Here is a 14,207-nt window from a genome sequence, read left to right on the forward strand (position 1 = left end):
CCATGAACTTTGATCTCACCGAAGAACAGCGGATGCTGGCCGACACCACCCGCGACGTACTGGCGAAGGCCTATGACACCGAGGCGCGGAACAAGGTGATCGAATCCGAGGTTGGCTGGAGCCGCGAGGTGTGGCAGCAGCTGGCCGAGATCGGCATCCTCGGAATGGGTTTCGACGATGACTCCGGCCCCATTGAGGTGATAGTCGTGATGACCGAGATCGGCCGTCGGCTGGCTCCCGAACCGGCTGCAGCCGCCGCGCTTGTTCCGGGCGCGGTGATCGCGGCGCATGGAACCGACGAGCAGCGCGGGCTTCTCGACGCTGTCGCCGCCGGGGAGCTGCTGCTCGCCATCGCCCACGCAGAGTGCGACCGCCGCGGCGCGAAGGCCCTGGGCACCAAGGCTTCTGGTCACGGCGACGCGTGGACGATCACCGGCCGCAAGAGCCCGGTGATCGCAGGTGACAGCGCCGACGTGATATTGGTCAGCGCTTCGCTACCGGACGGCGGCTCGGGTCTGTTCCTGGTGGACTTCTCTTCTCAACCGAATTCGGGCGTGACCCGCACTCCGTACCGGACCTTCGACGGTCAGCGAGGGGCGGATATCACCTTCGACAATGCGGCCGCCCAGCAGCTGGGCGCGGGCGGCGACGCCTCAGCGATCATCGACGAAATGGTGATCCGCTTCCAATCCGCGCTGTGCGCCGAAGCGGTTGGCGCGATGGACGAAGCCTTGAAGTTGACCACCGATTACCTCAAGACGCGCAAGCAGTTCGGTGTGCCGCTCAAGACGTTCCAGACCCTGACCCAGCGGGCCGCCGACATGTACGTCTCGCTGGAGCTGGCGCGCAGCATGAACTACTACGCGGCGGTGTGCGTCGCCGACGGACGATTCGACACCGTGGCGGCCGCACGGGCCAAGATGCAGATCGGGCGCTCGGGCAAGCACATTGCGGAAGAGTCGATCCAGATGCACGGCGGCATCGGCGTGACCGCTGAGTACCCCATCGCGCACTATGCGGCGAGGCTGACCGCCATCGATCAGACCCTCGGCTCGGCAACCGACCAGCTGCGATACCTCAGCGCGCGGGTGGCCGACTACGGAGTCGTCGCGCTCTGAGCATCTGCAACCGGTCCTTCGTTGATGACCTCGACCAGAAGCGCTGACCGCACTCGATCAGACGACGCCGGATTCGTCGGCCATATCGACGGCGTCCGCTCTGCGCCCCGAGCGAACGTTCGGCGCTGCGGTGAGGTGTTCGAGGATGCCGGTGATGTCGAGCAATCGCTCGAGGAAATCAGGTCGGCGGTCGAGATGCAGATGCACGCCCGCAGCGGAGGTCCGCAGGTGAATCGTGAGCAGTGCAGAGATTCCGGCCGAGTCGCACAGCGTCATCTGCGCGCAGTCCAGATGAAGATCCCGCAGCACGGGGTGGTCTGCGAGCAGTTTCCCGGCGGCCTCGACCAGCGCCGACGCCGTCGTGTACTCGACGTCCCCGTCGATGTGCAGGATTGCCGATTGCGATGTGGAGTCAGAAGTCAGTGTGAGATTCATACGCGGTGTTGGTTGTGAGTGTCCTTGAGAGCGGTTTGTGCTGCGTCGATTATCCGCTGTGTGCGGGGGAAGTCCCGGAGCTGCGCAGCGAGGAGTTCCAGCGCCGGGTCAAGAGATTCGGTCGGGACGCCGCGCGCGGAGAGAATGCCGGCAGTCCACACGGTGAAGCCGGTGAACAGCTCATCGTCGTCGGTGTAGAGCGCGGTGGCCAGGAAGTCGACGATATGGGCGATGTCCTCGACGGTGTGTTGGCGTTGCGCGTCGGTGTATTCGGCCATCGCCGGGAAGCGGTGCTCTAGATCGGCGACGGTCCTCTCGACCAGCTGCGCGGCACTGCGGCTGACCATCGTGAATTCCTGGTCCACCAGGTGGGGCAGATCGTCGATCGGCTGATGGTTCGACGAGAAGCGCACGCGGGGGAAGTCACCGCTCAGGCATTCGGCGGCCGATTGCGCATCCGGCGCCCACGCGTCGGCGCCGAGCAGTCGGGCGTACCGGCCGTCGTGACCGAAGCCCGCCCCGCCGGCAAGGACGTACACCCCTGCGGCCTGGCAGGCGGTGATCGCGGCATGGGCGGTTGGCAATCGAGTGGGGATGGAACAGGACAGTGCAACGGCGTCGGGTCCGTGTTGGTGCAAATGCGCAATGAGGTGTGGGGTGGGCACCTGCGCCCCGAGGAAGTCGACCTGCCAGCCCCGCAGCCGCAGCACCTCGGCGAGCAGCCGGGCCGGCAACGCGTGCCATTCGCCGTCGACGCACGCCACCGTCACCCGGCCGGCGTCCGGGGTGCGCCGGCAGCCGGGATGGTGGGCCAGCGCGGCGAGCACCCGTTCGTTGATCGCGGTGGCCGCGTGTTCCTGCGCGACGGTGATTCTGTTGGCGGCCCACTCCGTCCCGATGCGACGTTGGACCGGTGCGATCAGCTCGAGCACCACTCTCTCCGGGGGCAACCCCTCGTCGAGGGCTGCGAAAACCGTTCCCGCAGCGGCATATTCGTCACCTTCGAGGACCGCACCCCACAGGCGCTCCAAGATCTCCGGTGAGGTCGCCGCAACAGATCGCGTCTCCGTCACGCGGTATACCGTCCCGCGGTGTGGCCGTTGACGGCGGCCAGGTGGTTGCGATGCGGCGATGAGATGGCGACCACGGCCATGTCGTCGTGGGTCCGCTGCCCGGCCCACTGCGTCGCGAGCATCATGACGCGTTCGACCACCGCCTCGGCGGGCATGCCCGCACATTCGGCCAGGGCGGTCGAGAGCCGCTTTTCGCCGAAGACGTCCTTGTTCAGCGGTCCACCGCGGGCCTCGGTGACCCCGTCGGTGTAGAGCAGACACACCTCGCCCGGCGCCAGCGCTGTTTCGTAGGAGCGCGCCTTGAACTCCGGCAGCGCTCCCACCAACGTGCCGCGGGTGTCGGCGCGCTCCAGCCTGCCGTCATGACGCACGATCAGCGGAGCCGGGTGCCCGGCGCACGTCAGCCGCAGCATCAGCTGCCCGTCGCGGCGGGCGACCGACGCCAGGACCACCGTGGCGAAGCGGCTGTTGTCCGGCGACAGCAGCGCACTGTTGAGCAGCTTGAGCACGTCCTCGTGTTGGTCGGCCAGTGGCGCGAGCGCCTGCAGGGTGTTGCGGATCTTGCCGGTGAGCACAGCAGCGTCCAGACCCTTGCCGCAGACGTCGCCGAGCACCACGAGAGTCTCGTCCTCCGGCGTCGACGCGGGATGGACGTCATAGAAGTCGCCGCCGACCAGTTGGTGGTCCTCCGAAGCCCGGTAGCCGCCGGCCAGCTCGATACCGTGCAGCCGATGCAGCTGCGGGGGGAGCAGTTCGCGCATCAGGGTTCGGGTGATGGCGGACTGTTCCCCGTACAGCCGCGCCGCCGACAGCGCCGCGCCGGCGCGGGCGGCGAACAGCCGCGCGAACAGCTCCTCACCTTCGCTGAACGCCGTATGGGAGCTGCGCCGCAACAGGACGAGCGCGCCCGCCGGGACGCCGTGGCCGGGCAGCGGCGTGATCACCACGGATCCCACCGGCCCGGTGAACTGACTCGGGATCAACCAGTCGGGCACCGAAGCCGGATCGATCCACCGCGACGGCACCGGAGGGAATCCGCGCAGGGCCTCGGCCAGACCGGCGACTTCGGCGGGGTCGGCGTCGATGCTGCGATGCTCGACGGCGCCGGCGGCAACGCTGCACACCACCGGAACCTGCGGGCCGTGCGCTGCCGCCACCACCACCGCGGCGTCGGCCAGATGGCGCGCGGCCATCTGGACCGTTGCCTCCATGCACCGGTCGATGTTCAACGACGCCATGAGCACGGCGGAAGCCTCGTCGAGGAACGTCGCGCGCTCGCGTTCGCGCGCCAGGGCCTCCCGAGCGTCCTGCAGTATGCGGTCGGTGTCCTCGATCAGCCACCACGCGATCTTGTGGCCGGGCAGCACGGTCGGACGAGCGGTGAATGCCCGCTGGTCGATGGCGCCGACCACCACGCCTGCGTCCTCGGCGACCTCTGGAACGGCCTGCACCACGTCGTGGTGCGCGCGCGATAGCCAGGATGGTCCGGTCTCGCGAAGCAGGGTTCCGCGCAGTACGTCGGGCAGCAACGGCTGGGCAAGTGCGCTCACCGCTCGGACGACGCCGGCGCGGTCGACGACCAGCACGGGATGGGGAATTCTGGCCCACGCGGCATCACGTGCCGCATCCAAAGCGACAGGTGCCTGCTCGCGCATCGCAGCTCCAAACGGCCCTGCCGCTCGGCGCGCATACGCGCGACGATCATGGCGGCACACGACCACGGCCGGTAGGTAGTCCGATACTGGTCGCTTTCTGCACTGTATTGGTTGCGGGGGCAAACAGACAGCTTCGTCGGCGATCCGTAAGAGTTTTCGCAGGGCAAGGGCCCCAACGAACTTCGTAATCTGGATAACGTTTGGGCGCGGCAGCACTACTCGGATGTCGGCGCAGCCGACGTGGAGCGTGGCTGTTTCGCTTTGGCGCGCATGGCGAGCACGCCGCCTCCGATGACGAGCGCCATCCCGAGGTAGGTGGCCACCGTCGGTCGGTGATCCCACACGATCCAGTCGATGACCGCGGTGAAGACAATGACGGTGTAGATGAACGGGCCCACCTTTTCCGCGGAAGCGTAGCGGTAGGCGACGACGATCAACGCCTGAGAGAAAAGCTGCGCGAAGCCGAGAGCGATGAGCCACGGCCAGCCCTGCGGTGCGATCGGTTGCCAGTCTGCGATCGCGATCGGGACGGACAAGACGGTCGCGAGCAGAAAGTAGTAGAAGAGGATTCGGGTGACGGGTTCGGTGGCGCCGAGCCAGCGGACCGACATCATGGCCACCGCGAGCAGCAGGGCGCCGGCCAGCGCCGACAACTCACCCGCCGAGAACCCGTGCCCCTGCGGCTGCAGCACCAGAAGTATTCCGAAGAAACCGATTCCGGCGCCCAGCCAGGTCGGGACCGCGACCCGTTGCCGGGTGACCGCCCACGCGATCAGTGGCATCCACAGCGGCGCGCTGTAGGTCAGCAGCGTCGCGTTGGCCAACGGAATTAGCTTGATCGCGACGAACAGCGCATACCAGCATCCGGTTCCGGTGGCCGCTCGCAGCAGGTGCAGCCCAATCCTTTTCGTGCGGAGCGCCGCAAATCCGCCTCGCGACACGACCGGCAGGACGAACAGCAGACATATGGCGTTCTGGAACAACAGCAGCACGCCGGTCGACGTGTACTGCCCCGAGACCTTCGCCAGCGCGCCCACCAACGCCACGCAGAAGAACGCCGCGGTGGTGAGAAGTGCTCCGACAACGAGGTTTTCGTCCCGGTAGCCGACGGTCTCAGTGCCCACCGGTGCCAGATCCGAACTGTGGTGTGGAGCGCTTCATCACACCGTTGAGCAGGCGTGGCGACAGGAGGTCGAGCGCGCGCAGCGGCAGCATCTTGCGCGGAGCAATGCGCACCGGGCGGGTGCGCGCGGCGACGACCATCCACTCGGCGGCCTCGTCGGCGCTCAGGGCGGCCAGGCCGTCGTAGGCGCGGGTGGGCGCGATCATCGGGGTGGCCACCAGCGGGTAGTAGATGGTGGTCGATTGCACGCCGGATTCGGCCAGCTCGTTGTCGATGACCCGGCTGACCGCGCTCAGCGCGGCCTTGGAGGCGTTGTACACACCGAAGAAGGGCGACGACTCGGGCATCACGCGCCAGCTCGAGATGTTGATGATGTGCCCGTCGCCGCGTTCGACCATTCCGGGCGCTAGTCCGCCGATCAACCGCAGCGGCGCGTAATAGTTCAGCGTGATGGTGCGTTCGACGTCGTGCCAGCGGTCCAGCGATTCGAGCAATGGCCGGCGGATCGACCGGGCCGCGTTGTTGATGAGGATGTCGACGGGTCCGGAGGCCCGCACCAGCTCGTCGACAGCGTCAAGGTCGGCCAGGTTGGTCGGGATCGCGATCGCCTTGCCGCCGCGGGCGGTGATCCGGTCGACGACAGCCGCCAGCAGGTGTTCACGTCGGGCCACCACGATCACCGTCGCACCGTGCGCAGCGAGTTTCTCGGCGGCGACCTCGCCGATACCCGACGACGCTCCCGTCAGCAGAATCCGCTTGCCGCACAGATCGATCGGGGCACGATTCCGTCGGCGGGGCAACGGCCGCATACCCGCCAGCCGTAACGCCCGACGCACGTTGGCAGGCGAGACGACTCGCTCAGCACTCTTCCTCACAGCCCGCCCCATCACCCGCGCCGCGCATGGCCGTTGCGCAGGCCGCAGAGATCGCGCATGAGGAGACCGTACAGGTGCACTCGTGGACGCAGGCGGGCCAAGACGAATTGGGCTCCCGGTGGCCGAAACCGCTCCGCGGTCACTTCCGGAATGGCATCGCTGAACTCAGCCGGCCGCGGCGAGCAGTCCCGGAGCCATCAGCCTTTCGTTGATCATGGGTGGGTAGCCGGAGCCGGTATCGAACCAGGGCCGTGAACACCACCCCGAGCACCGCGAGCATCGCCATATCGAACAGCCACCAGCCACCCCGGTGAGTCCACAATGTGTCTTCGATCGGCAACAAGGGCGAGACCGTCATCAGATCGACGGTCGAGGCCGATGCGGCGAAACCCCACCGCCCCGGCAACAGCCAGGAGAGTTGGTCGAGCACCAGCCTGCCGTTGATCTGAATCAGCCCGTTGCAGAACACCATCGACATCATGATCACCACCACGACCATGGGCAGGATCTGCTCGGGGGAGCGGGCCAGCGAGGACAGTGCGAGTCCGGCGATCGCCGACACCACCGCCGTCCCCGCCAACGTCAGATACAACTCGATGCTGCTGTTGCCCAACAGGACTGAGCCTTGCGTCGGGCCGCCCTTGCCGAGGACGACGATCGTGGTCAGGATCGCGGCCTGGATGGCGGCGGCCGCGCTGAACACCAGGATCTTGGCCGCGAGATAGGCCGACGCCGACAAACCCACCGCTTGTTCTCGCCGGAAGATCGCCCGCTCACCGACCAGATCCCGGATCGTCAACGCGGTGCCCATGAATACAGCCGAGATATTGATCAGAATCAGCAGCTGGGTGGGTTCGTTCGGGGTCTTTCCCTGCGGATCGGCGGGACCGAACCCCACATTCCCGGGCACCACGAGAGCCAGGACACCGACGACGAACGGCACCACGGCCAGGAAGATGAAGTAACCGCGGTCCGCGACCGTCAACCGCACCTGCCGCCGCGCGACGGTCGATATCTGACGCCACAGGCTGGTCTGTGTCGGCTCGCCCGGTGGCCCGGTGGACGTCGGCGAAGCCTGCGCCGGCGGCTCAAAAATGTTGTGGTGGGCCAAAAACGCTTGATGGGCGGCCTCGGGGTCAGTGCTGACCCAGGCGAAGATGTCAGCCCAGTCGTCGGACTGCATCGCTCGCCAGACGTCCGCCGGCGGGCCCTTGAAGGCGATCTTCCCGCCCGAAGCCAGCAGCAGCACCTGGTCGCACAGTTTCACGTACGCCAACGAGTGCGTCACCACAATGACCACCCGGCCGGCGTCGGCCAGTTGGCGGAGCATCGTCATCACCTGCCGGTCCAGCGATGGATCAAGTCCCGACGTCGGCTCGTCGAGGATCAGCAACGACGGTCCGGTCAGCAACTCCATGGCCACCGAGGCCCGCTTGCGCTGGCCGCCGGAGAGTTTGTCGACGCGAGTCGACCGATGCGCGGTCAGCTCGAGCTCGTCGAGAACCCGCGTTACGACGGCCCGCCGGTCGGCAGCTGAGGTGTCCGGCGGAAGCCTCAACTCGGCGGCGTAGTCGAGTGCCTGCTCGACGGTGAGCTGACGGTGGACAACGTCGTCCTGCGGCACCACCCCGATCCGCGACCGTAGCGAGGCGTACTCGCCGTGCACATCGCTGCCGTCGAAGCTGACCCAACCGAAGCTGGGTTGCGTTGCGCCGCCGAGTAATCGGATGAGAGTCGACTTGCCGGCACCCGACGGGCCGATCACCGCGGTAACCGTGCCGGGACGCGCAGTGAACGAAATGTCGGTCAACAGATTTCGGCCGTCGACAACGAATCCCAGGCCGTAGGCCTCCAGCCCACCCGTACCGGTATCCGGCGTGGCGACACGCGGCTCGAGACGGTCGCCGGCAACGGTGAAGTCGGAGTTGCCGACGGTCACGACATCACCCGAGCGCAGGAGCGTCTGGCTGACGAGACAGCCGTTGACGAATGTGCCGTTGCCGCTGCGGTTGTCGCGAATCTCCAAACCGGCCGCGGTGGGCACCAGAACCGCATGGACGCGCGAAACCAGTGCGTCGTTGACCATGATCTCGTTCTGCGCTCCCCGGCCGATCGTGATCGCTCCCGGCGGCAACGGCGGCGGGCGTTGTGGCAGAAGGTTTCTGGCGACCCCGGTCGGAGGTCGCGCCCCGGCAAGGGGTGGCGGCCTTCGTGGTGGTGGTCGGCGCGGCGGAGGTCTCAATGGCGGGGGAGCAGCCATGGCGGTCGGTGCGCGGGACGCGAGCGGCCGTTTCGGCGGCTGTGCAGTGGACACCCGGAAGATCAACCGCGGTCCGCCCGGAGCGCCGATCGTGATGCTGGCGCCGTCGCGAATCGGCACGATGTCCGTACGTGTGCCGTCGACGAAGATCCCGTTGCGGCTCTTGTCGATGGCGAACCAGCGACCCTCGTCGAAGCGCAGCAGCACGTGTGTGCGAGACACCAATTCCAGCGCGGGTCCGTCGAGGTGAATATCGGAGTCCGGAGAGCGGCCCACGGTGACATCGCGCTCAGCGGGAAAGGTGTAGACCGCCGATCCGAGGGTCACCGTCAACGGTGGCGCGGTCACCGGTTTCGTCATTGGCTCACCACCTGCACGACGTGCCATGCCGCCAAAGCGATGAGCAGGACACCTAACGCCCGCAACACCCGTCGAATCGCCGGTCCTTCCATTTGCCCGCTGCGGCGCTGTAGGAATCGGACCAGGAGCACGTATCCCAGCATGACGCCGAACGCGGCCGCCAACGGAAAGACGACTCGATCCAGCAGCGAGGGCTGCAATCCGCCGACCGATACCCCGATCGCGACGATTGCCGACCACGAGAACAGGTACTGCGGGTTGAGCGCCCCGACGATGAACCCCGCCGTGAAGCCCCATCTGTTTCGTCGCGGCACCGACTCGGCCGCGTCGGAACCTGCGGCGGCCGGCCCTGTTCTGGCCATCAGCAGCCACGCACCGACGGCCAGGAACATCACGATGGCCAGCACCTCGATGCCGGTGCGCACCACCGGAAAGCGTTCGAGCAGTGCGACTGTGCCGAACGTCGCCAGCGCGCAGTAGATGGTCTCGGCGGGGACCCGCCCGAGTCCGAACCGCAAGGCTCCGGAGGGATCGCCGGCGAGCGTTCGATGCACGACGAGCACCGTCACCGGCCCCATCGGCAGCACGGCGCTGAGGAACCCGAGGACACTGCCGACCGCGACCACCGCGATGGTGCTCCCCGACATGCAGCGCCCCTTATCCGGCTATCGCCCGTACCGGGATATCAGCGTCTCCGCCTGACGGTGGGCAAGGGCCATCGCGGTGAGCATCGGGTTGGCCGACGGGCTCGCGGGGAAGAGACCGGTGTCGCAGACATAGACATCGGCGAGGCCGTACACGGCGCCGAAAGAGTCAGTGACGTGCCGTCGGGGATCCGATCCCATAGCCGTCGTGCCGAAAACATGATTGGCGACGATTCGGAAGTCCTGCGGGGTCAGCGTCGCCCCGCGGATCGCGTCCGCTGCCTCGGCGGAGTCGTACCGCGGCGCCAAGCCGTGCATGCCGGGTAGGACCGCACGCGCCCCGGCCGCGGCGTACATCTCAGCGAGCCGCGCGGCGCCCTCCTGCATGCGCATGGCGTCACCCGCACCGAGGTCATATCGCAGGCTCAACACGCCGCCGGGCAGCGCACGAACCCGTCCGACCGACTCCTGTCCGTTCACCCACGCCGTCCAGGTCGCCACATGTCCATAGTCAGCCAGCGATCGCACAAAGTCCTCGCCGATGCCCGGGTTCATCATGCCGAGCACCGACGGCATCGCCCAGACCGACTCGAGCTTGATGCCGGCGGCGAGCAATTCGGTGATGTGATAGCCCTGCGTCGCACCGTGCCACGGCGACACCGGCTCGTCGAACAAACCCAATACGACGACGCCGGGATGCATCCGGACGTTGCGTCCCACGGGAGCCGCCTTGTGACCGCTGCGCTGCAAGATCTGCGGGGACGCCAAAGCGCCCGCGGCGAGCACCGTGCACTTCGCCTCGACACGCACCCGATGTGTGCGACGGCCCGTCACAGGATCGACCACCGCGCCGCGCACCCCGCGCACTCTATTCCCTTGTAGCAGCAAACGATCGACGTGCACCGAGGTGTACACGCGACCTCCCGATCGCAGCAACTCGGGGATACCGCGACGGTCCATGGACTGCTTCGCCCCAGACGGACATCCCGTCATGCACTGTCCCGAGCCGCGGCAGTTGTGCTCGTTGCGACGCAGCGGTTCCACCTCGTAGCCGAGCGCTTCGCCGCCTACCCGAAACAGATCGTTGCGCCGGCCCTGCACCTCCGCCTGAACCGGTCGCACACCCATGAACTGTTCGACCGCGTCGTAGTGACGGTTCATCTCTTCCGGCGCCACGCCGTCGACGCCGTGTTCCGTTGCCCACTTTTCGAAGACGAAGTCGGGCGCACGCATGCAGATGCCGGAATTGATGACAGAACCACCCCCCAGACAACGCGCCTGCAGGGTGGGTACGGCGACATTGCCGCGCGCGGTGCGCATTCCTTCATCCCAGAACCACCGGGCCAGTGTTTCGCCCGCCTCAGCGCCCCGGTCACGCTGACGCATCGCCGCGCCGGCCTCGAGCACCACAACGTCGAGTCCCTCGGTCGCCAGCTGATGCGCGAGCACCGTGCCCGCCGGTCCAGACCCGACCACACAGACGTCGCAGTCGAGTGCCAGCGAGCGGTCGTAGTCGGCATGCCCTTGTACGCGCCTGTCCCCGTTCGCCTTCGGGCCACCGGCTGTCGCGGGCCTGCGTACCTCCAGGTGGATGCGCGCTTCCCTCAACACATGCCTCGTGGCGCCGGCCACCAATCCCAGGGCTGGGCCGGATGTGGGTCGACGATAACCGGCCAGCACCTCCTCGAACGCGCGAAGGAACCACCGCACATCGTCATCGGTGAGAATCACCGGCGGCAGGATCTTGATCATGTTGAGGTTGAAACCCGGGATCTGCACAAGGATCCCGCGCCGATGCAGATCGATGTGCACGGCGGCGGCGAATGCGCCCGGATCGACCACGCCCATCATCCGCTGCTGGACACGCAGCGCGAGATTCGCCGAAGGTTTGAACGACACGCCGATGATGAGGCCTTCGCCGGTGATCCGGTCGATCACGTCGTAGCGGTCGGCGAGATCCTGCAGTCCGGAACGGATCTTGCCTGACAATTCCCTGGCACGGTTGGGTGCGTCGAGTTCTTCGAGCACGTCGAGTGTCGCGAGGCCGGCGGCCATGGCGAGGTTGTTCTCGGCGAAGGTCGAGATGTAGATCGGCCCGGACTTGAAGGCCGCATACACGCGGTCGTAAATGTCCTGGGTCAGCAGCACGGCACTCACGGGCGCCTGACCGCCGGACAGCGTCTTGCTGACGGTGAGCATGTCCGGTTGGACACCGGCCCCGTGGCAACCGAACCAGTGCCCGAGTCGTCCGAGTCCGGTCTGCACCTCGTCCATCACCAGCGCCGTGCCGAACTGCGCGCAGAGCTTCTGCGCCTCGCGAAGGTATTCCGCCGACACGACTTCGCAGGTCATCCCCTGGACGGCTTCGACGACGAAGGCAGCGACGTCGCCGTAGGCCAGCTCGCGGCGCAATACGTCGATGTCGTTGCGCGGCATCGGTGTACACGTCGGCATGAGCGGATCTGCGGTGATCTTCATTTCGTCGAAGCCGCACATCGAAATCGCGGCGTACGTGCGTCCGTGAAATGCGCCGTCCAGGTAGAGATAGCGACGGCGGCCGGTGGCCTGACGGGTGAATCGGACACAGATCTCCGTCGCCTCCGCGCCCGAGTTGGCGAACACCACCTTTTGGAACTGCGGACCCGCCAGGGCGATCAACCGCTCGGCCAGCAGACCGCCCAGCACCGACGCGTTGGCGATGGTCAGATTGGGCAGATCCATGTCGACGACGTCGTGCAGAGCTGCCCGCACACGCGGATGATTCCGCCCGATGAAGTGAACGCCCCCGCCGCTCAACAGGTCCAGAAACCGGCGGCCGTCTTCGGTCCAGAAGTAGGCGCCGCTGGCGCGGGTGAACACCGCGTCCATGCCGGCGATCTCGTACATGTGCAGCAGCTTCGGGTGCACATGGCGCTTGGCCAGATGCGTGCTCGAGTGCAGGTGCTCCTCGACGAACTCCCCGAACGTCATACTCGGTGCTCCAACGAGTAGCCGTACTCGTCGAAGACCGACTTCCAATGGGCGCGTACCAACTCGGCGAGTTCGTCGTCGACGCTCAGCTTGTTGGTTTGATAGCCGCCCAGGTTGGCCAGATAGCCGCCGATGGTGGCGTCGTAGCGATCACCCTGCGGAATGTCGAGGTGACGGTAGATGCCGTCGAGTGCGTCGCGCGGGTGCGCCACCAGATCGGGGTAGGCGACCTCGATGAAGTTCTCCGGCGGGATGAGTGCGCGGTCCTCGAAGAAGCGCTCGAAGAGCCGTTGCCCGACGACCGCCACCTGCGTCGCCCTGTTGTGAATGAATTCCGCCTCGGGCACCTGCAGGAAGTTCTCCCAGTCGGTCTGCTTGCGCATATGGATCGTGGACGCCGCCACCGTGAACGGATCGCGGTGGATGTGAACGAATTTGGCGTCGGGGAAGACATCGAGCAGCATCCGGATCCGCGCCATGTGCGCACAGCTCTTGATGACGGGTCGCCGTCCACCCGAGTGCAGGCGCACCTTGCCGACGAACCAGCGCAACGCTGTCTTCCACTCGTCACGCTCATCTTCACGGGCTTGGAGAAAGTCGAAGTAGCGTTCGTAGCGGGGCAGTAGGTCGGGCAGCATGAACGCCAGGTACGGCGAGAGCCCGGTCAGCTTGGCCAGCGCGATCTCGTCTTCGGCGGCCTCGTCCCAGCCCTGCGCGACGTTGTCGTATCCGCGGGTGTCCGCCAGGGCGCCGGCGGTCAATCGGGGAATGGTCTTGCTGGTGGTCATGAACGCGGTCGGGAAAATCACTTGGTAGACGGTGGGATACGTGTTGCCGGGATCGCGCCCGAGCAGATTGTGGAGGTGGGTCGTACCGCTGCGCCAATGACCGAGGATGAAGATCGGGGGCGGGTCGACCGGTGTCGACCTGATGCGCCGGTCGTAGCGCCGACGTTCGACCGCGCCGACGGTGGTGGCCCCGATGCTCCACCCGGTGATCCACACGACCCGGTGCAGGTAACGAGCACTCACCCGGAACCGCGCGCCGACAAGCATGCGGAACCACTGGGGAATCTCGATCCCCATGATCAGCTGATCGGTGCTGAAGCGCCGCTCGAGTCGCTGTACTCGCGCACCGCGACGAAGCCGCTGAGGTCTGCCGGGTCGCCGCAGCGGGACCGGCGGACGCGCGTCCACCTCGGGGAGACCGATTGTCCGCTGCACCTGTGGATCGGCGAGATAGGCGAGCGTGAAAAGCCAACGCAGCGCCGAGAACGACGCGCGCTGGATGTAGCGATCGGCGTGTTCCCACGCCTCCAGCCGCGAGACCCGTTCGTGCAGGGGAGCGGCTGAGAACAGCCGTCCACGATGCGTGATCGCCGTGCCGATCTCGAACACCACCAGAAGACCCCGCAGTTGGATGCGCTGCGGGAGCGCGGCCCGGGCCACCAGGGTGTCGACGTAGGCCACGGCGCCGGCGGCTTCACCCCCGATTCCGATCGGTTCGCACGCGGGGAACAGCGCCTCGGCGATCGCCGCGACAACCACGCTTTCTCTGGTGGTCAGCACCTGCAATGGGGTCCCCTTTGGTAGCTGAAAAACTGTATCGCGGATCAGAGAGCCCCGGCGGGTGGAATGCGACGTCATTCGCTGCGTGGCCGGATCCCCGTAACCGGACGGCGTTCGTGTGCGGCG

10 protein-coding genes are annotated in these 14,207 nt (G+C 66.8%); 1 reads left to right on the forward strand and 9 read right to left on the reverse strand.

The window, feature by feature from the left end; genetic code table 11:
* The first annotated feature begins 2 nt into the window (after positions 1-2).
* Positions 3-1,118 (forward strand): acyl-CoA dehydrogenase, encoded by a 1,116-nt coding sequence (locus M1248_RS13490; protein WP_317148692.1) that lies wholly within the window; start codon positions 3-5, stop codon positions 1,116-1,118.
* Between the two features lie 57 nt (positions 1,119-1,175).
* On the opposite strand, the gene M1248_RS13495 is transcribed toward M1248_RS13490, so the two are convergent.
* From M1248_RS13495 to M1248_RS13535, 9 genes are all read right to left on the reverse strand, one after another.
* Entirely contained in the window at positions 1,176-1,553 is a 378-nt protein-coding gene (locus tag M1248_RS13495; RefSeq protein ID WP_317148693.1) for an STAS domain-containing protein, read from the reverse strand.
* Complete coding sequence (locus tag M1248_RS13500; protein ID WP_317148694.1) at positions 1,550-2,626, reverse strand: B12-binding domain-containing protein; 1,077 nt, start codon at positions 2,624-2,626, stop codon at positions 1,550-1,552. The genes M1248_RS13495 and M1248_RS13500 overlap by 4 nt, the downstream gene beginning before the upstream one ends.
* A complete protein-coding gene (locus M1248_RS13505) occupies positions 2,623-4,281 on the reverse strand; it encodes a PP2C family protein-serine/threonine phosphatase (protein ID WP_317148695.1) in 1,659 nt (552 codons plus the stop codon). Before M1248_RS13505 ends, M1248_RS13500 begins: the two co-directional genes overlap by 4 nt.
* Positions 4,282-4,496: 215 nt before the next feature.
* Positions 4,497-5,405: a DMT family transporter gene (locus M1248_RS13510; protein ID WP_317148696.1), complete on the reverse strand. Its 909-nt coding sequence runs from the start codon at positions 5,403-5,405 to the stop codon at positions 4,497-4,499.
* Positions 5,395-6,279: an SDR family oxidoreductase gene (locus tag M1248_RS13515; protein WP_410506665.1), complete on the reverse strand. Its 885-nt coding sequence runs from the start codon at positions 6,277-6,279 to the stop codon at positions 5,395-5,397. The genes M1248_RS13510 and M1248_RS13515 overlap by 11 nt, the downstream gene beginning before the upstream one ends.
* A gap of 139 nt (positions 6,280-6,418) precedes the next feature.
* Positions 6,419-8,899 (reverse strand): FHA domain-containing protein, encoded by a 2,481-nt coding sequence (locus M1248_RS13520; RefSeq protein WP_317148697.1) that lies wholly within the window; start codon positions 8,897-8,899, stop codon positions 6,419-6,421.
* The gene (locus M1248_RS13525; protein WP_317148698.1) at positions 8,896-9,546 is read right to left on the reverse strand and encodes a LysE family translocator; all 651 of its coding nucleotides are present in this window, start codon (positions 9,544-9,546) and stop codon (positions 8,896-8,898) included. Before M1248_RS13525 ends, M1248_RS13520 begins: the two co-directional genes overlap by 4 nt.
* An 18-nt stretch (positions 9,547-9,564) precedes the next feature.
* Positions 9,565-12,513 (reverse strand): aminotransferase class III-fold pyridoxal phosphate-dependent enzyme, encoded by a 2,949-nt coding sequence (locus M1248_RS13530; protein WP_317148699.1) that lies wholly within the window; start codon positions 12,511-12,513, stop codon positions 9,565-9,567.
* Positions 12,510-14,081 carry a sulfotransferase gene (locus M1248_RS13535; protein WP_317148787.1) on the reverse strand — a complete coding sequence of 524 codons (1,572 nt, stop codon included), beginning with the start codon at positions 14,079-14,081 and terminating at the stop codon, positions 12,510-12,512. The genes M1248_RS13530 and M1248_RS13535 overlap by 4 nt, the downstream gene beginning before the upstream one ends.
* Between the last annotated feature and the right edge of the window lie 126 nt (positions 14,082-14,207).

This window comes from Mycobacterium sp. 29Ha, from assembly GCF_032883055.1.
GTDB classification, from domain to species: Bacteria; Actinomycetota; Actinomycetes; order Mycobacteriales; family Mycobacteriaceae; genus Mycobacterium; species Mycobacterium gallinarum.